This window comes from Chitinophaga tropicalis, assembly GCF_009758205.1.
In the GTDB taxonomy this organism is placed as follows: domain Bacteria; phylum Bacteroidota; class Bacteroidia; order Chitinophagales; family Chitinophagaceae; genus Chitinophaga; species Chitinophaga tropicalis.
The window spans coordinates 22,290-46,308 of sequence record NZ_WRXN01000020.1 but is presented as its reverse complement, the minus strand read 5'-3'; the positions used below and the strand labels follow the sequence as shown (position 1 = coordinate 46,308).

Sequence of the window (24,019 nt, the reverse complement as noted above, 5' to 3'; positions counted from 1 at the left end):
TGTCATTCTTTTAACATCATCATACCTGCTGGCGTTATTCTTATAATCAACAATTTAAAACTGAAAGACCGGATGATACATTTACCACCTCTGATTACCGACCTGGCACTGATATTAATTACAGCAGCAATCACCACCCTCATTTTCAAGCGATTGAAACAACCGCTTGTATTGGGTTACATTGTAGCCGGCCTGCTTGCAGGACAGCATGTCTCTTTTATACCCAGTGTCTCTGACGAAGCTAATATCAGGATCTGGTCTGAGATAGGGGTTATATTCCTGCTGTTCAGTCTGGGTCTTGAATTCAGTTTTAAAAAGCTGATCAAAGTAGGCGGCTCTGCCTCCATTACAGCCATAGTAGAAGTTATTTTTATGCTGCTGCTGGGATATGGAGTAGGACAGCTCATGGGCTGGTCTACTATGGACAGCATCTTCCTGGGCGGCATACTTTCTATTTCTTCTACTACCATCATCATCCGCGCATTTGAAGAGCTGGGCATTAAAGGTCAACAGTTTGCCGGACTGGTATTCGGCATCCTGGTCGTGGAAGACCTGGTAGCTATAGTCCTGCTGGTATTACTATCTACTCTAGCTGTCAGCCAGCAGTTTGCCGGAGGCGAAATGCTGGAATCTGTGGTGAAACTGGTGTTCTTCCTTATTGCCTGGTTTGTATTCGGCATCTTTTTCCTGCCAACCCTGTTACGGAAAACGAAGAAGCTGATGAATGAAGAGACCCTGCTGGTGACCTCCATCGGGCTTTGCCTGCTGATGGTGGTACTGGCTACCCACGCAGGTTTTTCTCCGGCCCTTGGCGCATTCATCATGGGATCTATACTGGCAGAAACTACACAGGCAGAGAAAATAGAACATCTCATTAAACCGGTAAAAGAGCTTTTCGGAGCAGTCTTCTTTATTTCTGTCGGCATGTTGATAGATCCGTCCATGCTGCTGAAATACGCAGGACCGGTGGCTATCATTACGGTTGTAACCATTTTAGGCAAAACCCTCAGCACCGGCATCGGCGCCCTGTTATCCGGGCAACCGCTGAAAACTGCTGTTCAGGGCGGCATGAGCCTGGCACAGATAGGAGAGTTCTCTTTTATCATTGCCCAGCTGGGGTTATCACTCAAGGTGACAAGTGATTTTCTTTACCCGGTTGCAGTAGCAGTATCGGCAGTAACCACTTTCACTACACCGTATATGATCCGCCTGTCGGCCCCGGCATTTGAAAAGCTGTCCGCTATCCTGCCACACCGGTGGAAGACATCGCTGAACCGTTACAGTGCTGCCGCACAGACTATCTCTGTGGTGAGCGACTGGAAACAGCTGCTCCGTTCCTATTTCGTCAACATGGTGATCTCCTCTGTGATCATCCTCTCTATCACACTGTTGTGTTATTATTACCTGCTGCCACTGGTCAATATAAAGATCGGCGGATACAACTGGGGAAGGGTAGGCAGTGCTATGATCACACTTGTATTGCTCATGCCTTTCCTCTGGGCGCTGGCTTTCCGGAAATTAAGCTCAAAAGAATCGTCCAGCATCTGGGAGCAGAAAAGGTACAGAGGGCCGCTGCTCTTACTGCGCTTATCCAGGATAGTGCTGGCTGTGTTCCTGATAGGTTTCTTTATGGACAGGTTCTTCTCCTATTCAGTGGCTTTACTGGTAACAATGGGCATTGTAATACTGATATTCGTGCTCCGGCACCGCATTCAGTCCTTCTACAATACTATAGAAGCACGTTTCTTTTCCAATTTCAATGCGCGTGAAGCTCGTGTAGGGAATATCAGCAAAGCGGTGCTGGCTCCCTGGGATGCCCATCTGGCTGTTACCGAGATCCGCGCACATAGCCTGGCCGCCGGCAAGACCTTACTGGACCTGGCGCTGAGGGAAAATTACGGGGTCAATATTGCCCTGATCAACCGGAGCGGACAGAAAATATATGCACCTGATAAGAATGAACGCCTTTTCCCTGGAGACGTAGTGACAACAATAGGTACAGACGAGCAGCTGGAGAAATTCAACCAGTTCCTGGAACCATCTGCTGCAGATATTGAACAGCAGGTGCAGGATACAGACCCTATTGCATTGAAACAGTTCCTGATAGGAGCGAAGTCTAAACTGAAGAACAGGTCTATCCGGGAAGTAGGGATACGTGAACGTACCAGTGGAATTGTACTGGGAATTGAGCGTAAGGGAAGGAGGATCCTGAATCCTGAATCTAATACTTTACTGGAAGAAGGTGATATTATATGGGTAGCGGGCAGTGGGAAGAAACTGAATGCTTTTATTAGAGAGCAGCAAATAGCTTAATATGATTTATGGCGCTGTGCAGCTATGCATAGCGCCATAAAAATATTTTATTCAGACCATTCCAGCTCTGTGATTACAGACCCCTCATTACCAGAAAAGGTGGCGGTAACGTGAGACGGGTACTTTTTATCCTTATAAGCATATTTATACCTGTTAACTATAGCCCTGCCGCCATTAGCCGGTTGAATAGTCTCAGAAACGATATTATTGGCGGAAAGATTAATGGCGGCCACATCTACAAGATAAGCCAGCAGTGGTATACTACGTTGTATATTAGGATGACCGTCATACTGGTACACCGTAGTTGAACCATGTGTAAAAGGCAGCTTAGGGTCCGGTCTTCCCATATTATCTACACTGACAATATTCCCGTTCCTGTCCCAGTTATAACGCTGGAAGCTGTTATTGGTAAAAGGTGCTTTACTTCTCGTCCGGTCAAAATAATAACGTTCAACAATACGCCCTTCACTGTTGTAAACCAATGAGTCGTAAGCATGTACGGCATTACCCAGGTAATAACTGATCCTGATGATCTCCTGTTTATCTGAATAGTCAAATGAAGAAAACAGTCTTGGCTCACTGGTGCTTTCTTCATCAGTGATAAACATTTTCACCAGGCGGCCATTTTCATAAACAGGAATACGTGTGGTGGTATATACACCATCACTACTGTTATGCATGGTAAGCAGGGAAGACACGCTTTTATTCTCGTGATAGGAGATGACAGTTCTGTCAGTCGATGTTTTCATCCCCATAAGGCGCATTGTCCCTTCATCCATCCGGAAGGCGCTGATCAGGGCAGCCCCTGTAAATGCAGCTGTGTACAACAGCACTCTGTTCAGTGACATAGTTGGTATTATGTTGGCAATAGTCAGGTATAAGGCAGGATAAAGGTACCCTGTGTTATTATTAACGGGATACTATTAACGTTGGATTTTAGGTAGGAATACTCACATATTGATTTATTTCAAAATTTATAGTTCTTTTTGATTTTAAACCGGTTAAATAAGCGGCTTTGCTTTCTCTGCGCTGAAATGCGGGAAAACTTTACGAACTTACGGATGGATATTAGTTTAACGATCAAGTAAGACATGGATAGCCTGCGACACCTCAAGGATGAAGAAATAGTTATTCTGTTAAATGATTTGCTGGAGCAATATGGATATGACTTTACAGATTATTCCTTTGCATCTGTAAAGCGTCGTTTGCAGAGGGTCTATACTACTGATCGTTTTCCCTCTTTTGCAGAGTTCCGCTACCGGGTAAAATCTGATCCTGTTTACCTGACCTACCTGATGGAACAGATCACAGTGAACGTTACCGAAATGTTCAGGGATCCGGCTTTTTTCGAGGCGTTACGCAAACATGTGTTACCTGTGCTGGCTACTTATCCTTTCATACGGATCTGGCATGCCGGCTGTTCTACAGGAGAAGAAGTATATTCAATGGCTATCCTGCTGCACGAAATGGACCTGCTGCATAAATCTGTGATCTATGCTACAGACATCAACGAGAGTGTGCTGGAGAAGGCGCGTAAGGGCATCTTTCCCCTGGCGCATATGCAGCAGTATTCACAGAATTATCAGCAGTCCGGCGGACAACAGGAGTTTTCACGTTATTACGCGGCAAACTACGAATACGCAAAGTTTTCAGAACTGCTGAGTGAAAAGATCATCTTTGCTGCGCACAACCTGGTAACAGATAGATCGTTCAACGAGTTCCAGCTCATAGTTTGCAGGAATGTGCTGATCTATTTCAATAAGGACCTGCAGGACAAAGTATTACATCTTTTCAGCGATAGCCTTGAACAACTGGGCTTTATGGCGCTGGGCGCCAAAGAAACGCTGCGGTTTACTTCCATAGCGTCTTTATTTAAACCTATAGTACAGAAGGAAAAAATCTGGAGAAAAATATCGACATGATTCCCGTTTCCAAATTACTTGTGATAGGAGGTTCGGCCGGCAGCCTGGACATACTGATGCAGTTGCTGCCAGAACTGGAGGCGGACTGGCCACTGGCTATGATCATTGTATTGCACAGGAAGAGCGACAGTGATATGCTGCTGGCCCGGCTGCTGGCAGGCAAAACCTGCCTTCCGCTGAAAGAAGCAGATGAGAAGGACCTGTTGTTGCCAGGACATATTTACATTGCACCATCTGATTATCACCTGCTGATAGAACCGGATGGATCACTGACACTGGATGCTTCTGAAAAAGTAAATTACAGCCGTCCCAGTATAGACGTTACGTTTATGTCTGCGGCAGAGGTATTTGGAGACCGGTTATACTGTATACTGTTATCCGGTGCTAATATTGACGGTACAGAGGGACTGAAAGAGGTAAAGGAGTTGGGTGGTTTTATAGCCGTACAGGACCCGGAAGAGGCAGAAGTGGCTTTTATGCCCAAACATGCCATGACGGTGGTACCGGTAGATAAAGTGCTGGGCATCCGTGAGATGATCAGCTTTGTGAAGGAACTGTCTTAACTGGTAATTTTAGGTTGTTCTACCGGCAGCAACAATACAAAAGTAGCCCCTTCATTTTCCTTACTGCTGGCGCTGATCAGGCCCTGATGTTTTTCTACTACCTTTTTCGCAATGGCCAGCCCTATACCAGTGCCCTCATACGCTTCAGCTGCATGCAGGCGCTGAAAGAGGGTGAATATTTTGGGCAGGTACATTTCATTAAAGCCGATGCCATTATCGCTGATGGTGATCCGGCAGAAAGGACCGCTTTCAGCCGCGGGACTTTCAAACTCCCTGTCATATACTCTTTCTCCTTTTACACGGATCAGTGGTTTAATATCCCGTCGTGTGAACTTCAAAGCATTGCTGATAATATTCTGCAAAGCCTGTCTGATCTGACCGGGAATGGCCTCTACTACAGGCAACGGCTCTACGGAGATCTCTGCGCCGGTATCGCTGACAGAGAGCTCCAGGTCAACCAGTATGTCAGATATGATGCCGTTCAGGTTTACGGGCTCGAAGTTATTATCGGCCGAAAGCCGGGAGTATTTCAGGAGATCATTAATAAGCCGTGTCATACGTTCTGAAGAACTGACAATACGTTCCATGTATTGCAGGGCTTCGGGGTTATTGCTAAGGTGCCTGTCGCGCAGGATGGTGCCAAACAGCTGGATCTTGCGAAGCGGTTCTTTCAGATCGTGAGAGGCTACGGAGGCAAACTGCTGTAGTTCGTGGTTGCTGGCTTCCAGCGCGCTGTTTATCTCCTGCAGCTCATGTGTACGTTCCTTCACACTTTGTTCAAGTATCTCATTAGCCTGTTTCTGATGGGCAATATCTGTAAAGGTGCCCACCCATTTTACAATGCGGCCTTCTTCCTCCAGCGGAATAGCTCTCAGCAGGTGACAGCGGTAATGGAGATGCTGCCTGTGATGCAGGTATACCTCTGTTTCCAGGGGGTGACCGGCACTGATAGCTTCCTTCCAGACCGATATCTCTTCCTGGTCATGATTATAGGTGGAGGGGAATTTCTCAAGGCTGGGAGAGTAGTGGAACCAGTGGCGGTTAGCGTATTCTATTGTGCCGTCTGCGCCGGCAGTAAAGGCTACCTGGGGTAATGATTCGAGGATGGAATGCTGCTCCTGTACTTTGGCGTTAAGTGCGGCCTGTGCCTGTTTCCGCACTTCCACTTCCTGCTGAAGGGAGGCGTGCATCACCTGTAACTGCCGGTTTTGTTCGTACAGCCGGATGAAGGTCTTCACTTTCATCAGTAGTATATCCGGATCAACAGGCTTTGTGATGTAATCCAGTCCGCCGGAAGCATATCCCTTGGCAATGAACTTTTTATCCTTGTTAACGGCAGAGAGGAAGAGAATGGGTACATCCCTGGCCTTACTATAACCTGAGATGGTTTCTGCTACTTCAAAGCCGTCCATACTGGGCATCTGTACATCCAGGATGATCAGTGCATAGTTGTTCCGCAGGATTTTCTTTAATGCTTCTTCCCCCGAAAGTGCCGTATCTACCTCCAGGTCATGCAGCTCGAGTAATTTCCTGAGAGATAGAATATTCTCGGGTTTATCATCTACTATTAATATCATCCTTGATTAATGTGTTGGCTCATTGAAAATCTGCAAAAATCGAGCCGCGCTAAGGACGGGTTATAACAACAATCGCCTTTGCCAGATGGCAAAAGCGACTGTCTGAGAGAGTGTTTTCCTGTCAGTTAACCCCTCCGCCGAGTGAGCGGTAAAGGGCAATGGCGCCCAGAAAAAGTTCCTTCCTGCTGTTGGCCAGCGTGAGTTCTGCTTCCAGTACGCTTTTCTGTGCGGTGATCACTTCCAGGTAAGTGGCATAACCGGTGGCATAGAGATCATTTGCAGTGGATACGCCATCCTGCAGCATCTGCACCTCCGCCTGTTTCAGTTCATATGCCTGTTGACCGTTCTGCATTTTGCCCAGGGCGGTCAACACTTCCTGGTATCCGTTGATGACTGCCTGTCTGTAGTTATAAAAGGCAGACATGCCGGTGGCAGTGGTGATATTGTATTGCGACTGCAATTGCTTCCTGTTAAGCACAGGAGCTGTTAACCCTCCCAGTATGCCATAGGCGGCGGATGCAGAATTAAAGAGCAAAGAGCCTTTAAAGGCATTGAAGCCAGCATAGGGCATAAGCTGCAGTGAAGGCAGAAAATCAGCCCTGGCTGCCTGTACATCTGCTTTGGCGGCCTGCAGCTCCAGCTCTGCCTGCTGTATGTCCGGCCTGCGTAACAACAGGGACGAGGGAATGCCTGTCTTTGCATAATCCGGCAGGCGGGAAGCCATCAGGGAACTGTCCCTTTTGATGGTTTGCGGAAAACGTCCCAGCAGGGCATTCAGCTGGTTTTCCAGCTCAATCGTCTGCTTGTTCAGTTCCAGGGCCATGCTGCGCGTGTTGAACAACTGGGCGGTGAATTGCTGTACAGCCAGCAGGGTAGCACGCCCCGCTTCCTGTTGTATGCGAACGGTGGCAAGCGCACTTTCCTGTAACTGGATGTTACGGCGGATGACGGTCTGTTCATAATCTACCGCCATCAGCTGGTAGTACAGTCCCGCCACCTGCGATACCAGCTGCGTGGTAACCAGTTGCCTGCCTTTTTCGCTTGCCAGGAAGCGGAGGTATGCCGCCTTTTTACGGCTGCGCATTTTTCCCCAGAGATCTATTTCCCAGGAACTGCGCAGGCCTACGAAGAAATCAGCTGTGGGATCAGGTATGCGTCGTTTATCGTCAATATTGGGAGAGAGATTGGTGTCATAATTACCTACTCCGTTCAATGTGTAATCTCCATATTTGTCCACGCCGGCAGACAATGCCACATTCACGGAAGGCTGCCAGGCCCGGCTGGCAGCCAGTAATTGCGCCCGGGTAATTTCAAGTCGCTGGCTGGCCAGCAGCATATCCGTATTATTCTTCAAGGCCGTATCCAGCAGTTGCTGTAACAGCGGATCGGTAAAGAACTGTTTATAAGACAGCTGGGCAATGCTGCTGCTATCTGCCGTTGCCGTACTGTCTGTATATGCAGCAGGCATTGTGGGGGCTGCCGGCGTTTCCAGCTTTTTAGGTGCATAACAGCCGGAAAGGACCGCCATCAGCAACAATATGGCAACCGGTGTAACAGCCTGCGCTTTCACTGTTTTATGCTGTTTTTTCTTCTGGCTGATAGAGGCAAACAGTACATAAAGTCCTGGAATGATCAGTACTCCGAACACAGTGCCAATAAGCATGCCTCCTGCAGCTGCAGTACCTATGGAACGGTTGCCCATCGCTCCTGCACCACTGGCCACACAAAGTGGTATCAGGCCGGCAATGAATGCGAAGGATGTCATCAGGATAGGACGTAGCCTGGACACAGCTCCTTCTTTTGCGGCTTCCAGTACTGACAGCCCCTGCTTATTACGCAGAATGGCAAATTCCACGATGAGGATAGCATTCTTACCCAGCAGACCTATAAGCATAACCAGGGCCACCTGTGCATAGATGTTGTTTTCCAGCCCCGCCAGTTTCAGTGTCAGGAAAGCTCCGAAAATACCTGCAGGCAGTGAGAGTATCACCGGGAGTGGAAGCAGGAAGCTTTCGTACTGGGCTGCCAGTAACAGGTATACGAAAAGCAGGCAGATAGCAAAGATGTAAATGGCCTGATTGCCGGAGAGTATCTGTTCTCTTGTCATACCGCTCCACTCAAAACTATATCCACGGGGCAGTGATTTAGCTGCTACCTCTTCAATTGCTTTGATGGCATCACCGCTGGAATAACCAGGGGCCGCATCTCCGTTAATCATAGCGGCAGTGTACATATTGTAACGGGTAAGCTGCTCCGGCCCGTACACTCTTTCCATCCTGATGAAGTTAGAGAAGGGCACCATCTCACCGGCATCGTTCTTTACATAGAGATGCAATACGTCTTCCGGTTTGGTACGATATCCGGGAGCTGCCTGTACCATTACCTTATACATCTGCCCAAAGCGTATGAAGTTGGAGGCATAGTAACTGCCCAGCAATGTTTGCAGGGTGCTCATGGCATTGTCTACGCTTACTCCTTTCTGTGCTGCCATAGCCTGATCTACATGGATCATGTACTGCGGGAAATCCGGGTCAAAGCTGGTGAAGGAGCTACCTATCTCAGGCCGGGCCTTCAGGGCGGCGATGAACTTGTTTGTTACATCGGCCGTTTGCCGGAGGTCGCCGGTACCGCTACGGTCCAGCACCCTCAGCTCAAAACCGCTGGAGTTACCAAAGCCCGGTACTGTAGGCGGCGGGAAGAATTCTATGCTGGCATCTGCAATGATGCGGGTATCTTTTTCAAGTGCACTGATGATTTCTTTCACAGAGCGCTTGCGGTCTTCCCATGGTTTAAGGTTGATCATACCCATACCGTAAGAGGCGCCTGCCACGTCGTTCACCAGGCTGAAGCCGGCAAGGGTAGACACAGATTCAGTTTCCTCCATCTGCTGCGCTATCTTCTCTACTTCGTCCAGCACTGCGCTTGTACGGGCTACAGTAGCGCCGGCGGGAGTGGTTACGTTCACGTAGATCATACCCTGGTCTTCCGTGGGAATGAAACCGCCCGGAAGAATGGCGCTGACACCCCATGTTGCAACGAAGAATACTGCAAGGAGGATGATGGTTACCAACCTGCGGCCTGCAATGCGGCCAATCAGGTTCTGGTAGCTCTTCTCTGTCTTGCTGTATCCGTAGTTGAAGCGGTCAAAGAATTTCTGCAACCAGGTGCGTGGCCTGCCGGGATGGTGATTATGCTTCAGCATAATGGCACAGAGCGCAGGCGTTAAGGTTACTGCATTAATACCTGATATGACAATAGAAATAGCCAGTGTAAGGGAGAACTGCCGGTAGAATACCCCCACAGGGCCTGACAGGAAAGCTACCGGTACAAACACGGCAGACATTACAAGGGTAATGGCCACCAGTGCACCGCTGATCTCTTTCATGGCCGCCAGCGTGGCCTGCAGCGGAGGTAAATGTGTTTCCTGCATTTTTACGTGCACGGCCTCCACGACCACAATGGCATTATCCACCACAATACCTATGGCCAGCACCAATGCAAACAGGGTGAGCAGGTTGATAGAGAAACCCATCATCTGCATGAAACAGAGAGTACCTATCAGGGCCACCGGAACGGCCAGGGCGGGGATGAGCGTAGAGCGGAAGTCCTGTATAAAGAGGAATACCACGATAAATACAAGTATGAATGCCTCTACCAGCGTTCTCAGTACTTCATGGATAGAAGCGTCCAGGAAGCGGGATACATCATAGTTGAAGTTATAGCTCATACCCGGAGGGAAAGAGGAGGCCTGCAGCTCCGCCATTCTTTTCTTTACATTGGCAATAACCTCCTGTGCATTAGAGCCCGGTCTCTGCTTCAGCATAATAGAAGCAGAAGGCTTGCCGTCTGTTTTAGACACCATGCCGTAGCTGAGTGCACCAAACTTAATATCCGCCACGTCTTTCAGCTTCAATACAGACCCGTCAGGATTGGCACGGATAATAATGTTCTCATATTGTTCCGGCTCATAGAATTTGCCGGTATATCGTAATACGTATTGGAGGACCTGTGGTTCATTGTCTGCCGCCTCGCCGGTCTTACCGGGAGCAGCTTCCACGTTCTGTTTACGGATAGCTGCTATCACGTCATCGGCAGAGAGGCTGTAAGCCAGCATACGGTCCGGCTTGAGCCATACGCGCATGGCATATTCCTTGGCGCCCATGATCTCAGCAAAGCCTACGCCGTCAATCCTTTTCAGCTCCTGTAATACGTTGATGTCTGCAAAGTTGTAGATGAACTGTTCGTCCAGCGTACTGTCCTCACTCATTACGTTGAGATACAGCAGCATACTGTTAACCTCTTTTTCAGTGGTCACACCTGCCTTGATCACTTCTTCCGGCAGTTCATCGATAATGGTGGCCACGCGGTTCTGTACGTTCACGGCGGCCTGGTCAGGGTCTGTACCTACGTTAAAGAATACCTGTATGAGAGTGATACCGTTGTTACTGGAAACGGATGACATGTATGTCATACCGGGCACACCATTGATAGCCCTTTCCAGGGGAGTGGCCACGGCTTTGGCGCATACTTCCGCATTGGCGCCGGTGTATTTGGCGGTAACTGTTACCGAAGGAGGAACAATGTCCGGAAACTGTGTTACCGGCAGTGTAAATAATGATAGTAATCCAAGCAGAACAATGATCAAAGAGATCACGAGCGACAATACCGGTCGCTTTATAAAAGTATCGAACATGATGATGCAATGATGAATGAAGAAATACCGCTTACAATCCTTTTATGCTGTCCAGTGTAATAGGAGCAGGATTGATCTGCATGCCGTCCCGGAGGTTGCGTACGCCTTCGTACACAACACGGTCGCCATCGTTCAGGCCGGCCTGTACGATATAGCAGTTTTCCAGGCGGGGGCCGGGTGTGAAATTCTTCATCTTCACCTGGTTGGATTTGTCCAGGATGAATACATAGTTCTTGTCCTGCATTTCAAACACTGCTTTCTGAGGCAGCAGGATAGTACTGTCCAGCTCATTGCTCAGCTGTACTTTGCCGCTGGCGCCATGTTTCAGGAGCGCCTTCGGGTTCGGGAACCTTGCCCTGAAAGCAATAGACCCGGTTGTTTCTTCAAATTCGCTCTCTATGGTCTCTACTTTACCCGGGTAAGGATAAGGAGAGCCGTCTGCCAGCACCAGTTGTACCTCGGGATGTTTATCCGCATCGTGCGATCTGCTGTGCTGCAGGTATTCTGTTTCTGATACGTTAAAGTAAGCATACACTTCTTTAATGTCCGAGACAGAAGTGAGCAGGGCGCCTTCACTGATAAGACTGCCGGCCTTGGAAGGAATACGGTCAATGTAACCGTCAAACGGCGCGCGGATGCTGGTATAGGAGAGGCGTGTAGCCGCATTGCTTTCTGCAGAGCGTGCCTCTTCAATACGTGCGTTCGCAGCAGCCAGCTTTGCTTTAGCTACTTCCAGTTCACTTGCCGCTATCACTTTTTTAGATACCAGCAGTTGTATACGGTCTACTTCCAGCTGAGCTGCTTTAGCTTCTGCAATGGCACTGCTGAGCGCTGCCCTGGCCCTTGCCAGCTCTGCACGGTATTCTTCGTCATTGAGGCTGAAAAGCAACTGACCCTGTGTTACATGTTGCCCTTCGTCCACATATATTTTATTCAGGAACCCGTTTACGCGGGCACGTATCTCCACATTGCGCACGGCTTCTATATCTGCCACATAGTTCCTGTGCAGCAACGTATCTGTGAATGACAGGCGGAGCACGGGAAATGTGTTGAGGTTGTTTTCAGTGTTCTTATTCTCTCCCCGGGTTATACATCCGCCCAGGGCAATGCTCATTGCCAGTATGTTGATCTTTGTTAACGTTCGCATGATAGGTACGACAATAGTTTTACAGGGAGCGTTGTAAGAACGCCCCGGATTTGTGTAATAGCGTAGCCCGGTGCATTAAGGCAAAGCAATGCCGGCACCGTAGTTACAGCAGAAAAATTGATGATAAGAAAAACGGGTTATGTAAAACTATCTTAGAAGAGCGTATACCTGAAGAGGAACCTGTAGTAAGCCGGCAGGAACGCATGCTGCTGCTGGTATATACCGGTTTTGTTCTCTTCTTCAGGTACAACAGGCTCCAGGTTGTAAGGAAGCTGGAATATGCGTACGTTATAGCTGAATTGCTGGTTATTACCAGGAAGATAATATCTGCGTTTAGGCGGTACCTTTTTATTGTGGAAGAAAGGACCTGTATCTTCAGGAGAGTCGTTGACAAGATAGTCGTTCTCAAGATAAAAGACCACTATTTCTTCATGATCAAAAAGGCGTTCCATGCGGGCGCTCTTCAATTCGTGCTTTGCCTGTAAACTTGTGGGCAGCCCCAGCTGGAAGCTGGTCAGAAGCAGCAGGAAAAGTAAGACCCGGTGTAATATGTGCCTGTTGTCTGCGATCATGAATAAGTCAGCACGTTAAAATCAGCGATGCAAAGATAAAAACAGTGGCTATGAAATCAAAGCATGAATGTACGAGCGGTAAATTTTTATTATTTGTACGTTGGTTGAGGCATGTTCCTTGTGTAAGAATAATAAAAATGTTCTTATGAGACGATTGATCTTTCTGCTGCTGATAGCAGGTGCAGCATGCAATTCACCGATGAAGACCAAAGAACAGCTGGCGCAGGACTCTTCCCAAGTGAACTCATCGCCGGGAGCAGCAACTACTCCGGCAAGTTCTGCAGCAGGTGGCAATGCAAATGCCGGTAATCCTACACAACCGGGAGAGGAAGGAAGCAACGTAAATAAAGGGCCCGGCAATGCAGTATCTAAAGTGATGAGATATAATAACTACAAATATACAGTAGTGCCGAAAGGAGATGGCACAGCCCGTTCCGTAATAATAGCGGCAACTGATATGAAAGGAGATACCACAAAGAGTGACAGTACAGTAATCTACGATGTGAAAGGAATGCTGAGTGAAAGTATTGTTGCAGATCTGAACCATGATAAATATCCTGAAGTGTTCTTCTTTACCTATTCTGCCGGTTCAGAGGCAACAGGCAGCGTGTATGGCATTACGTATGTCAGGAATAAGCCTGTAAGGATATTTTCAGGAGATGTGGACAGAGAAGATCTGAAAGGATATCGTGGGAGGGATTCTTTTTATATTAAAGCGCCTTACCTGATGCGGCAGTATCCTGTGTATGAGAAAAGTGATCCTGATGGGCAGCCGGGGGATGGGAAGCGGACTATAAAATATGCGCTGGAGAAGGAAGCTAACGTCTATAAGCTGAAAGAAGTACAGTAAGTGAAGGGCTGGCCGCTGGCCAGCCCTTATTAAATTCATTCTACGGGTTTCAGATATTGTGAGTGAGAATAGCCTTCTTCACCACTATCTGTCCTGATAAGCCACCACTGATCGCTTTGTTTGCTGATCAATGTAACGGTCTCATTGTGAGCGGCTTTACCAACAATAGGTTGGTCTGTGCCAGGTCCTTTACGGATATTGAGGTTGGAAGATTCTGTGATCACTTTCAGCCTGGCGCCTTCTACGGCGGTAGCTACGTTAATATTCATTACAACATCTCCGGTAAGGAAGTTGGGGTCTATTTTCCCGTAAATATTCCAGAGATTATCTTTTACTGTTCCGGAGGGAGCTTCGCCGGTAATATGCAGTACTCCGTCAAGTTCGCTCACCTGCAGATTTTTGGTGCCGGCTGATTTAGCAGCATCTATCAGCTCTTTATATTTTTCCTGTAATGCCATGAGGATTAATTTTGGGGGAGTGAGAGATTATTTTATTTTCAGCCCTGTAGCGTCTACTTTTTTGGGTTTCAGTCCGTCCAGCGCCATTTTCAGTGTTTTCCACCTGGTTGCGCTCAATTCGCCGGATACTTTGATCACGCCGTCTTCAACAGTGGCCTGTACGCCCTGGAAGTCCTTAATAATGGCTTCTACACCTGTCCTGAGCGGATCATCGGCGGTCACGGCGGGCGGCGGGGGCGCTGTAACCGGAGGAGGAGCTACCACAATATTGTTGGTAACGCTTTTTACTCCTTCCGTCAATTTAGCCATTTCTTCTGCTGATGATTTTGCGGCCTCGTCTGTAACTGAGCCGGAAAGTGTTACTACGCCATCTTTGGTCTCGGCGGTCACACCTGGGACTGCATTCAGTTTCTCTGTTACTTTGGCCTGGAGCTCAGAATCTTTAGGTTTCCCTTTGCAGGAAAAGAGGAAAACAAGTCCCATAGCGATGATAACTGCGCTGATTTGTTTCATTTTCATAACTAGCATTTAAAGGTTTAAACGAAAAGAAATGGAAGGCCCCTTTTGGGAAGGGGCCAGGGTTGGTTACTTAAACATTTTTGTGAGGTCGCCCAGATCAACGTCTCCGTCGCCATCTTTATCCAGACCAAGCTTAGCGCCAATGCCGCTGAGGGTACTCTGCAGATTGCCACCGCCGCCAAGGGATTGAAGGATGTCCTGGATGTTAAAGCCTCCTCCGGCATTGCCGGCTGCATTATTATTGGCGTTACCGCGAATAGCGTTCAATACAGTTGGAATAAGAGACGCTGCAATTCCGGCAGCTGCCTGTTGGTTAATACCGAATTTCTCCATGATGTTAGTGGCGAAATTGCTCTGGATGGATCTTGCTTCCGGGTGGTCAGGGGTGTCCAGCATTTCCTGCACCTGCTGGGTCTGGCCACTGGCCGCCAGATCACCCAGTTTGGAGGCGATAGCGTCTTTTGCTTCCGCAATAACCGCCTCATTGTGTTCATTAGGTACTTCAGGATTCTCAATAACAGATTGTTGACCACTTTCAGTGATCATGCTCATTAGTTGTTCCCACATAACTGAGTTTTTTAGGTTTGAATAAAAGAATTGATCCAGGTACGAACTTCTATAACAAGTTTAATGCCTCAAAGTTCAGTTGGCTTACTGGAGTATGTCTTTCCGGTAGGCAGTAGGATTTACCCCCCGGTATTTTTTAAAGGTTTTAGTGAGGTGGCTTTCATCAGTAAATCCAAACTCAAAAGCTATCTCATTGAGGCGCATATCGCTGTATTGGAGCCTTGCTTCCACCAAAGAAAGCTTATAATTGATGATATATTGCTGAAGGTTTCCGCCGGTATGCTTTTTAAAATATTCACTGATATAATTAACAGAAATATTAAAATGGCTGGCCAGGTTTTCTGCCCTTAACCGGGTGGGGTTGTAAATATTCAGGTGAATATAGTTAATAATGTCCATAGCAAGGTTATGCCCTGAGGCTACTTTATCTGTAATGCTGAAAGAAATATTCCTGGCTACTATAGTGATCAGGGTATTGATCAGCTGTTGCAGCAGCTCTTTATGCATTGAGAGCTGTTTTTCATGTTCCTGCACAATAGCATCCATAATAGCTCTTACCAGCGGTTTATCTCCGGGATTGCGCATCAGGCATCCCTGCATATTATTACCCTGCTGGAGAATATATTCAAGCTTGCGGGTCCAGTCGCCCAGGTGCGCATTCGCAGCCTCCGCCTGTTGCGCCCTCAGGTAAATATTGCTGAAACGGATGAACAGGAAGGTAGTGGTATTATTTACCCTTGTATAGTGTGTATCCATTGGCGTTATCAGGAAGAGGTTACCCGCATTATAGCTGAACTTTGCCCCGTTCATATAATATGCCCCATCCCCGTCAAGGAAGTAAATGAATTCAAAAAAGCTATGCCTGTGCTCTGACATAGGACAGACATCTGCTTTTATGAGCTCTATCTCAAAGGGTTGATATAAATGCTGCATCTGCATACCCGTAAAAGTACGGAATAAACCCAAAAATGTACAAGTAATCGGCAGGTTGATTTTTGGAGTTTTGTGTTATCAAATCAAAACGCACAGATATGAAAGCTATCATTTTAAAAGAAGAGAAGTTACAATTAGCAGATATTCAGCAGCCACAGATAAAAGAGAATGAGGTGCTGGTACAGGTAAAGGCTATCAGTATCAACCCGGTAGATAATTTTATGGTCACCAATCCGGAGAGCCGGGAACGGATAATGGGAGTTGCACCAGGAGAAGAGATAATTGTAGGATGGGATATTTCCGGTATAGTGACCCAGGTTGGCAGGCAGGTAACAGATATTAAAGTAGGAGATGCCGTGTTTGGCATGGTGAACTTCCCGGGACATGGAAAGGCTTATGCGGAATACGTAGCCGCACCGGCTGCCCACCTGGCGCTGAAGCCGGATAATATTTCCCATGAGGAAGCAGCCGCAGCTACATTAGCGGCATTGACAGCATGGCAGGCACTGGTTACCCAGGCAAAGGTGAAGAAGAACGAAAAAGTATTGATCCATGTAGCCGCCGGCGGAGTAGGGCATTACGCTGTTCAGCTGGCTAAACATTTTGGCGCACACGTTATTGCTACAGCTTCTGCTGCCAACAGGGAGTTTGTTCTGGGACTGGGAGCAGATGAATTTATTGATTACCAGACAGAGAAGTTTGAAGAAAAGATAAAGGATGCAGATGTAGTGCTGGATGCTGTATACGGAGAAGAACATTTGCTGCGTTCACTAGAGGTGGTGAAGCCCGGAGGGCGTGTTATCAGCCTCCTGACCTTTTTCGATGCGACGCCTGTTGCAGAGAAAGTGAAGGAGAAACAATTATATGCATACAGGTTGTTAGTGGCTTCCAGCGGAGAGGATATGAAGAGCCTGGCGGCGTTGCTGGAGAATGGAAGTATCCGTTCTTATGTAACGGGGACATACAGCTTTGAACGTTTGCCGGAAGCGCATGAACAGATCGCAGGAAGAAGAACAAGAGGAAAGATCGTGGTAACGTTATAATAGAATAAGAAAGGGGGCAATAGCCCCCTTTTTAATATTACATAAAGCCTAATTCCAGCTTGGCTTCTTCGCTCATCATATCTTTATTCCATGGTGGATCGAAGGTTAATGTAACATCTACATCAGACACTTCTTCAAGTTCTTTCACTTTCTCTTCTACTTCACGTACAATATCTCCTGCAACAGGGCAGGCGGGTGCGGTAAGGGTCATAGTAATACCGATGCGGTTATTATCACCGATCCTGATCTCGTATACCAGTCCCAGCTCGTATATATTTACGGGGATCTCCGGATCATATACGGTGCGCAGTACCTCTTCTATTTTATCGCGCAGCGTCAATGTATTTTCGCTCATAGCTCTTTTCCGTTTGTTTGTGATTGAGATTTAGCCTGGTAGGCAAGCGCATATATCTTTATCTGTTTGAGCATGCTCAGGAGCCCGTTGGAGCGGGTAGGCGAGAGGTGGTTGCTCAGACCAATAGCATCAATGAAGTAAATTTCTGATTCTGCTATTTCTTTCGGCGTGTGACCGGAGAAAACACTGACCATAAGACTTACCAGTCCTTTGGTGATCACAGCGTCACTGTCTGCAGTGAAATACAGTTTCCCGTCTTTCAGCTCTGTATGCAGCCATACCTGCGACTGGCACCCTTTGATGAGGTTGTCCGGTGTTTTATATTTTTCGTCGATCAGCGGAAGTTCTTTCCCCAGTTGAATAATATGCTCGTATTTATCCATCCAGTTTTCCATGAAGGAAAAATCTGATATCAGTTCGTCCTGTGTTTCTTTGATCGTCATTTTTTCTGATACCTCCTTTTATCTTAGCATGGCAGCAGCTTTCTGAGTAGCCGCTACAAGTCTGTCTATATCTTCAAAGTTAGTGTACATAGCGAATGATGCGCGTACTGTACCCGGAATATGGAAGAAATCCATTACCGGTTCTGCGCAGTGATGTCCTGTGCGGATAGCCACTCCCTGTTTGTCCAGCAGTTCGCCAAGATCGTAAGGGTGGATATTGTCTACCAGGAAGGAAACAGCGCCGGAGCGGTGTTTCGGGTTACCGATAAAGCGGATGCCATCCAGTTCTTTCAGGCGGGAAATGGTATAATCCACCAGTTGTTCTTCCCATTGACGGATGTTCTCAATACCAATTTCCTGCAGGTATTTAATGGCTGCTTCCAGTCCTACGGCGCCACTCATATTGGGGGTGCCGGCTTCGAACTTGTAAGGCAGTACGTTATAGGTGGTTTTGGCGAAGGTGACTGTTTTGATCATATCGCCACCACCCTGGTAGGGAGGCAGTTTATTCAGCCATTCTTCTTTACCATAAAGGATACCGATACCGGTAGGACCGTAGATCTTATGACCGGAAAATACGAGGAAGTCAATATCCAGTTCCTGTACGTCAACAGGCATGTGCTGTACAGCCTGTGCTGCGTCCAGCAATACAGGAATATTGCGTGCGTGCGCCTGAGCAATAATGTCGTGTACGGGGTTGACGGTGCCGAGGGCGTTAGACACGTAGGTTACAGCGATGATCTTCACTTTATCGTTCAGCAGGGCGGTAAACTCATCCATGATAAGCTCACCGTTCTGGTCCATCGGGATCACTTTCAGTTCTGCGCCTCTGTCTTCACACATGATCTGCCAGGGAACGATGTTGGAGTGGTGTTCCATTGCGGAAACAAGCACTACATCCCCTGGTTTTATAAATCCGCGGCCAAAGGAGTTAGCTACAAGGTTAATACCGTCGGTGGTACCTTTTGTGAAGATAACTTCTTCAGGTTTATTTGCGTTCAGGAAAGCGGCGATGGTTTTACGGGCCTGTTCGTAAGCGTTGGTCGCTTCCTGGCTCAGGTGGTGAACGCCGCGGTGAACGTTGCTGTTGATGCGGGTATAATAATACTCCAGCGTATCCAGTACTATCTGCGGTTTCTGGGTAGTGGCCGCATTATCGAGATATACGAGCGGAATGCCGTATACCTTTTCCTGTAACAGCGGAAAGTCCCTTCTGATCTTTTCTACGTCTAAGGCCGGAACAGTGATATCTGGTACGTGTTGCATATTGATCTGTTATTTTAGGTTCGTCTCTGATGTAAGGAGGTCATCCGGTAGTGAGCCAGGATGACCTCATACAAAGATCGTTATTTATTGCCGATTACCCTGTCTGAACTTTGTCCGGCCCTGCGGCCAGACAGCGACAGTAGCGGTTAATTGTTGATAGCTCCTGCTACGTACTGGCGGATCTTTTCTGCCAGGAAGTCCTGCAGTGCAGGGATATGCACCTGGTCGGTGATATCGAAAGCGAAGGCATTTACCAGCAGTGACTTGGCGGCTTCTTCACCGATACCGCGGGAGCGCAGGTAGAACAGTGCTTCGTCGCTGAAACGGCCAACGGTAAAGCCGTGGCTGCATTTTACGTCGTCTGCATATATTTCCAGCTGAGGCTGGGAGTTAATGTTCGCTTTTTCGCTCATCAGCAGGTTGTTGTTCTGCTGGAAAGCGTTTGTTTTCTGCGCGTCCTGGTGTACATGGATCTTGCCGGTAAATACGCCGTTGGCGTTGTCCAGCAGTACGCCTTTGTACAGCTCATTACTGTTACAGTTAGCCACGAGGTGGTCCACAAAGGTGTGGTTATCTACGTGCTGCTGTCCTGTAGCCAGGTAGAGGCCGTGCAGGTTTGTTTCCGTGTTGCTGCCGGTGAGCGCAACGCTGAGGTTGTTGCGGGTCATCTCTGCAGCAGGCAGGGTGAAGTTGAAATGATGATAGCGGCTGTCAGCTTTCTGGGTGGTGGAAGTGTGTGAGAGGTGACGGCTGTTTTTGATGGTGCTCTGAAGGTTATAATGCCAGAGCTCAGCGTTTTCTTCCAGTACGACTTCTGTCACAGTGTTAACGAAAGTGATAGCGGTATCGTTCAGTCCCAGGGAAGATTCGATGATCTCCAGTGTAGCGCTTTTATGCAGCAGCACCAGGTGGCGGGGCTGTATAAAGGCGTTGGCTGAGGCTGTATAAGTATGAATGATGTGCAGTGGTTTGTCCAGGCTGGCGTTGGCGCTTACTTCGATAAAGAGGCCGTCTGCAAACAGTGCCGCGTTCAGTGCCGCGAAGGGCTGTGACTGGAGGTGCGGGTGTTTGTCGAACCATGCCTGCAGCTGTGTATTACCTGCTGCATCACTGATCTTTGAGATAGTTACTTTTCCGTTGGCGGGGATCTGGGAAAGATCTGTCTGCAGACGTCCGTTCACCAGTACTATGCGGTAGCTGTCCAGGTGGGGAATGCCGGCTGTGCTGATCTGCGCGGCAGTAACGGTGCCTTCTTCTTCCTGCGCCAGGGTGAAAGCGTCTTTAAGATAGCGCTGTATATTGGTATAGCGCCATTCTTCAGTTTTGAGGGTAGGCAGGCCCAGTTCCCTGAAGCGGCTGAAAGCCAGCTTCCGGGCAGGCATGATAGCATTGTCTGCATTCACTTTCTGCTCTGGTCCGGGTACCCCGTTAGATATAAATTCGTAAAATGATTTCTCGCTCATGGTTCTTTTTGCTTATACAGATTCTTTCTGGTGTACCTCTTCTTTCAGCCAGTCGTAGCCTTTTTCTTCCAGCTCCAGCGCCAGTTCTTTGGTGCCGGTTTTAACGATCTGCCCGTTGTAGAGTACATGCACGAAATCAGGTACGATGTATTCCAGCAGGCGCTGATAGTGAGTGATAACCACGAAAGCTTTATCTGCGCTGCGCAGTTTATTAACGCCGCTGGCAACGATACGGAGGGCATCGATATCAAGCCCTGAGTCAGTTTCGTCCAGGATGGCCAGTTTAGGGTCCAGCATAGCGAGCTGGAACACTTCGTTACGTTTTTTCTCACCGCCGGAGAAACCTTCGTTCAGGGAACGGTTCATCAGGTTGGCGTTGAAATCTACCAGCTGCTGTTTTTCTTTTGTCAGCTTCAGGAACTCTTTTGATTCGAGAGCAGGCAGGTTATGATAAGTCCTGATCTCGTTCAATGCAGTTTTGAGGAAGTGGAGGTTAGACACGCCGGGTATTTCTACCGGGTACTGGAATGCCAGGAAGAGTCCTTCGCGGGCACGGTCTTCAGGAGACATTTCCAGGAGGTCTTTACCGTCGAAGAGCACTTCACCTTGTGTCACTGTATAATTTTCACGACCTGCCAGCACAGAAGACAGGGAGCTTTTACCGGAACCGTTTGGTCCCATGATAGCATGCATTTCCCCTCTTTTGATCTCAAGGTTGATGCCTTTCAGAATTTGTTTGCCGTCTACTTCTGCGTGCAGATTTTTAATCGTCAGCATGATATGTATTGTTTCTCTGTTGTTTTTCTAAGTTAATATTGATTATCCTACGCTTCCTTCCAGTGTGATAGAAAGCAGTTTGCGGGCTTCTACTGCAAACTCCATGGGGAGCTGGTTCAGTACTTCCTGTGCATAGCCGTTCACAATGAGGGCTACTGCTTTCTCGGTTTCAATACCTCTCTGGTTGAGGTAGAAGATCTGGTCTTCCCCGATCTTGGAGGTAGTAGCTTCATGTTCTACTGTAGCTGTACTGTTCCTGCTTTCGATATAAGGGAAGGTGTGTGCACCGCAGCGGTCGCCTATCAGGAGGGAATCGCACTGGGTGAAGTTACGTGCGTTTGCAGCACGTGGTCCAACCTGTACCAGTCCGCGATAGGTGTTATCGCTATGACCTGCAGAGATACCTTTTGAAATGATACGGCTGCGGGTGTTGCGGCCCAGGTGGTATATTTTGGTACCGGTATCGGCAATCTGTTTGTTGCGGGTAACGGCTACGGAGTAGAATTCTCCTTCAGCGTCGTCTCCCTGGAGTATCACGCTGGGATATTTCCAGGTGATGGCGGAGCCTGTTTCTACCTGTGTCCAGGAGATCTTGCTGCTGTTACCTTTACAGATACCGCGTTTGGTAACGAAGTTATAGATACCGCCTTTACCGTCTTTATCGCCGGGATACCAGTTCTGAACGGTAGAGTATTTTACTTCGGCGTGATCGAGAGCTACGATCTCCACTACTGCGGCGTGCAGCTGGTTCTCGTCGCGCATGGGGGCGGTGCAGCCTTCCAGGTAGCTAACGTATGCGTTATCATCTGCAATGATGAGGGTACGTTCAAACTGGCCTGTATTTTCCGCGTTGATACGGAAGTAGGTGCTCAGCTCCATAGGGCAGCGAACGCCTTTTGGAATATATACGAAAGAGCCGTCTGAAAACACTGCTGCGTTCAGGGCGGCAAATATGTTATCGGAATGAGGAACTACTGTACCCAGGTATTTCTGTACCAGTTCAGGATAGGTCCTGACAGCTTCACCGAAAGAGCAGAAGATGATACCCAGTTCTTTCAGTTTTTCGCGGTAGGTGGTAGCCACGGAAACGCTGTCAAATACAACGTCTACTGCTACGCCGGCCAGTGTTTTCTGTTCGTTGATGGGAATGCCCAGTTTTTCGAAGGTTGCCAGCAGTTCCGGATCTACTTCATCCAGGCTGTTGAGTTTTTTCTTTTGTTTGGGCGCTGCATAGTAAGAGAGTTTCTGCAGGTCCAGTTCCGGCATTTCGAAGTGCTGCCATTTGGGGAACTGCATTTTCTTGAAGGCCTGGAAGCCTTTCAGTCGCCATTGCAGCATCCACTCGGGCTCTTCTTTTTTTGCAGAGATGAAGCGGATGGTCTCTTCGTTGAGGCCAACGGGCGCCATTTCTGTTTCGATGTTGGTAGTAAAGCCAAATTCGTACTCCCTATTGGCTATGTCGTCTATTATTTCGTTACTGTTTCTCATTGCCAGAGTTAATTAAGTATTGGTGCTTGCCCGGAGTATAATTATACTGCGAAGCTTTCTCCACAGCTACAGGTGCGGGTAGCGTTAGGATTGTTAAAGAAAAGCCCTTTCCCGTTCAGACCATCTGAATAGTCCAGTTCAGTGCCATACAGGTACAGCAGGCTTTTCATCTGCACCACTATTGTAACACCTTTATCTTCAAACACCTGATCTCCTTCGCCGCGGTTGTCCGCTTCGAATTTCAGTACATATTCCAGTCCGGAGCAACCGCCGCCTTTTACGCCAACGCGTACAAAGGTGCCGGGTGCATGATTCTCCCTGATCATTAACTCCTTGATATATTCGCCTGCTTTTTCTGATACAGTTATCATAATTGCTTCCTTTTATGCAGTTTCACCTTAATAATTACATTACATATTGACAACCTGCTTATGACCTATCCTGGAGTCGCCGAGGAGAGATACCAGCCTGTCAAATTTATTCCTGTAGTGAGTGGAGAACTCTTTTGTTTCCTGGTCATACAGGTGCTCTTTCATAATAGGCACTGAAAATGGGAGTACCCATGCCCTGAGCGCTTTAGCCACTGAATCCATTGCGTTGATGCCCTGCATAGCCTGTGAACCGTCTCCCCAGCACACCAAAGCTACAACCTTTCCCGTTAAATAAGGATTACTGAGCTTGCTGGTCATTTCCAGCCAGTCCAGCGTATTTTTCATTACTCCGGTCATGCTGCCATGATAGAGAGGGGTAAGCCATACATGCACATCTGCTTTGCAAAAAGCGTCGCACATTTTTTTAACGGGTTCGGGGATTTCTCCTTTCGGGTATTCAAAGAACGGAATGTGACCGCCAACGGGACTAAACACTTCTGTAGAAAATCCTTTCTGACGGAACTGTTCTTCAAAATAGCCTGTCAGCCTGTTGGCTGTGGTATAGGGGCTACTGTCCATTGTGCCATTGAAGATCAATACGTTCATTAGTATCCTTCTATTTTTGATCGATTGTTTGTCTGAACAAATTTTTTTAACTCCTACAAAATTACGACATTTGAGAATAAAACAAGTAAATAC

Annotated in this window: 22 protein-coding genes; 5 read left to right on the top strand and 17 right to left on the bottom strand. The window is 47.9% G+C overall.

All coding sequences use genetic code 11. The annotated features are described in order from the left end of the window. Positions 1-72: 72 nt before the first annotated feature. Positions 73-2,313, top strand: coding sequence for a cation:proton antiporter domain-containing protein (locus tag GO493_RS28330; RefSeq protein WP_157309618.1), 2,241 nt, complete (start codon positions 73-75; stop codon positions 2,311-2,313). Between the two features lie 47 nt (positions 2,314-2,360). On the opposite strand, the gene GO493_RS28325 is transcribed toward GO493_RS28330, so the two are convergent. Continuing rightward, on the bottom strand, positions 2,361-3,161 hold the full coding sequence (locus GO493_RS28325; RefSeq protein ID WP_157309617.1) for a hypothetical protein: 801 nt from the start codon (positions 3,159-3,161) through the stop codon (positions 2,361-2,363). 243 nt (positions 3,162-3,404) lie between these two features. Here GO493_RS28325 and GO493_RS28320 point away from each other — a divergent pair, with 243 nt between their 5' ends. Then, positions 3,405-4,235 carry a CheR family methyltransferase gene (locus GO493_RS28320; RefSeq protein WP_157309616.1) on the top strand — a complete coding sequence of 277 codons (831 nt, stop codon included), beginning with the start codon at positions 3,405-3,407 and terminating at the stop codon, positions 4,233-4,235. After that, a complete protein-coding gene (locus tag GO493_RS28315) occupies positions 4,232-4,798 on the top strand; it encodes a chemotaxis protein CheB (protein ID WP_157309615.1) in 567 nt (188 codons plus the stop codon). The genes GO493_RS28320 and GO493_RS28315 overlap by 4 nt, the downstream gene beginning before the upstream one ends. Here GO493_RS28315 and GO493_RS28310 read toward each other — a convergent pair. From GO493_RS28310 to GO493_RS28295, 4 genes are all read right to left on the bottom strand, one after another. Next, positions 4,795-6,375 (bottom strand): hybrid sensor histidine kinase/response regulator, encoded by a 1,581-nt coding sequence (locus GO493_RS28310; protein WP_157309614.1) that lies wholly within the window; start codon positions 6,373-6,375, stop codon positions 4,795-4,797. The genes GO493_RS28315 and GO493_RS28310 overlap by 4 nt on opposite strands. A gap of 121 nt (positions 6,376-6,496) precedes the next feature. After that, positions 6,497-11,068 carry an efflux RND transporter permease subunit gene (locus GO493_RS28305; RefSeq protein WP_157309613.1) on the bottom strand — a complete coding sequence of 1,524 codons (4,572 nt, stop codon included), beginning with the start codon at positions 11,066-11,068 and terminating at the stop codon, positions 6,497-6,499. A 31-nt stretch (positions 11,069-11,099) separates the two neighbouring features. Beyond that, positions 11,100-12,215: an efflux RND transporter periplasmic adaptor subunit gene (locus GO493_RS28300; protein ID WP_157309612.1), complete on the bottom strand. Its 1,116-nt coding sequence runs from the start codon at positions 12,213-12,215 to the stop codon at positions 11,100-11,102. Between the two features lie 152 nt (positions 12,216-12,367). Next, positions 12,368-12,787, bottom strand: a complete 420-nt coding sequence (locus GO493_RS28295) for a hypothetical protein (RefSeq protein WP_157309611.1) — start codon at positions 12,785-12,787, stop codon at positions 12,368-12,370. A gap of 145 nt (positions 12,788-12,932) precedes the next feature. Here GO493_RS28295 and GO493_RS28290 point away from each other — a divergent pair, with 145 nt between their 5' ends. Then, positions 12,933-13,637, top strand: coding sequence for a hypothetical protein (locus tag GO493_RS28290; protein ID WP_157309610.1), 705 nt, complete (start codon positions 12,933-12,935; stop codon positions 13,635-13,637). A 35-nt stretch (positions 13,638-13,672) separates the two neighbouring features. On the opposite strand, the gene GO493_RS28285 is transcribed toward GO493_RS28290, so the two are convergent. The 4 genes from GO493_RS28285 to GO493_RS28270 all read right to left on the bottom strand — a co-directional run bounded on the left by GO493_RS28285 (position 13,673) and on the right by GO493_RS28270 (position 16,114). Next, entirely contained in the window at positions 13,673-14,095 is a 423-nt protein-coding gene (locus GO493_RS28285) for an SH3 domain-containing protein (protein WP_157309609.1), read from the bottom strand. A 27-nt stretch (positions 14,096-14,122) separates the two neighbouring features. Further along, positions 14,123-14,614, bottom strand: a complete 492-nt coding sequence (locus GO493_RS28280) for a BON domain-containing protein (protein WP_157309608.1) — start codon at positions 14,612-14,614, stop codon at positions 14,123-14,125. Between the two features lie 66 nt (positions 14,615-14,680). Further along, positions 14,681-15,181, bottom strand: a complete 501-nt coding sequence (locus GO493_RS28275) for a hypothetical protein (RefSeq protein WP_157309607.1) — start codon at positions 15,179-15,181, stop codon at positions 14,681-14,683. Between the two features lie 84 nt (positions 15,182-15,265). Next, positions 15,266-16,114 (bottom strand): AraC family transcriptional regulator, encoded by an 849-nt coding sequence (locus GO493_RS28270; RefSeq protein WP_232539143.1) that lies wholly within the window; start codon positions 16,112-16,114, stop codon positions 15,266-15,268. Positions 16,115-16,212: 98 nt separating this feature from the next. Here GO493_RS28270 and GO493_RS28265 point away from each other — a divergent pair, with 98 nt between their 5' ends. Continuing rightward, a complete protein-coding gene (locus GO493_RS28265; RefSeq protein WP_157309605.1) occupies positions 16,213-17,157 on the top strand; it encodes an NADP-dependent oxidoreductase in 945 nt (314 codons plus the stop codon). Positions 17,158-17,194: 37 nt separating this feature from the next. On the opposite strand, the gene GO493_RS28260 is transcribed toward GO493_RS28265, so the two are convergent. From GO493_RS28260 to GO493_RS28225, 8 genes are all read right to left on the bottom strand, one after another. Further along, positions 17,195-17,512 (bottom strand): iron-sulfur cluster assembly protein, encoded by a 318-nt coding sequence (locus GO493_RS28260; protein ID WP_157309604.1) that lies wholly within the window; start codon positions 17,510-17,512, stop codon positions 17,195-17,197. Beyond that, entirely contained in the window at positions 17,509-17,955 is a 447-nt protein-coding gene (locus GO493_RS28255) for a SufE family protein (protein WP_157309603.1), read from the bottom strand. Before GO493_RS28255 ends, GO493_RS28260 begins: the two co-directional genes overlap by 4 nt. 18 nt (positions 17,956-17,973) lie before the next feature. Beyond that, complete coding sequence (locus tag GO493_RS28250) at positions 17,974-19,221, bottom strand: aminotransferase class V-fold PLP-dependent enzyme (protein WP_157309602.1); 1,248 nt, start codon at positions 19,219-19,221, stop codon at positions 17,974-17,976. A 146-nt stretch (positions 19,222-19,367) separates the two neighbouring features. Continuing rightward, positions 19,368-20,684 carry a Fe-S cluster assembly protein SufD gene (gene sufD, locus GO493_RS28245; RefSeq protein WP_157309601.1) on the bottom strand — a complete coding sequence of 439 codons (1,317 nt, stop codon included), beginning with the start codon at positions 20,682-20,684 and terminating at the stop codon, positions 19,368-19,370. A 12-nt stretch (positions 20,685-20,696) separates the two neighbouring features. Then, complete coding sequence (gene sufC, locus GO493_RS28240) at positions 20,697-21,461, bottom strand: Fe-S cluster assembly ATPase SufC (RefSeq protein ID WP_157309600.1); 765 nt, start codon at positions 21,459-21,461, stop codon at positions 20,697-20,699. A 42-nt stretch (positions 21,462-21,503) separates the two neighbouring features. After that, on the bottom strand, positions 21,504-22,949 hold the full coding sequence (gene sufB / locus GO493_RS28235) for a Fe-S cluster assembly protein SufB (protein ID WP_157309599.1): 1,446 nt from the start codon (positions 22,947-22,949) through the stop codon (positions 21,504-21,506). Positions 22,950-22,990: 41 nt separating this feature from the next. Continuing rightward, positions 22,991-23,320: a HesB/IscA family protein gene (locus GO493_RS28230; protein ID WP_157309598.1), complete on the bottom strand. Its 330-nt coding sequence runs from the start codon at positions 23,318-23,320 to the stop codon at positions 22,991-22,993. Between the two features lie 39 nt (positions 23,321-23,359). After that, the gene (locus GO493_RS28225) at positions 23,360-23,926 is read right to left on the bottom strand and encodes an NADPH-dependent FMN reductase (RefSeq protein WP_157309597.1); all 567 of its coding nucleotides are present in this window, start codon (positions 23,924-23,926) and stop codon (positions 23,360-23,362) included. Positions 23,927-24,019: the final 93 nt, after the last annotated feature.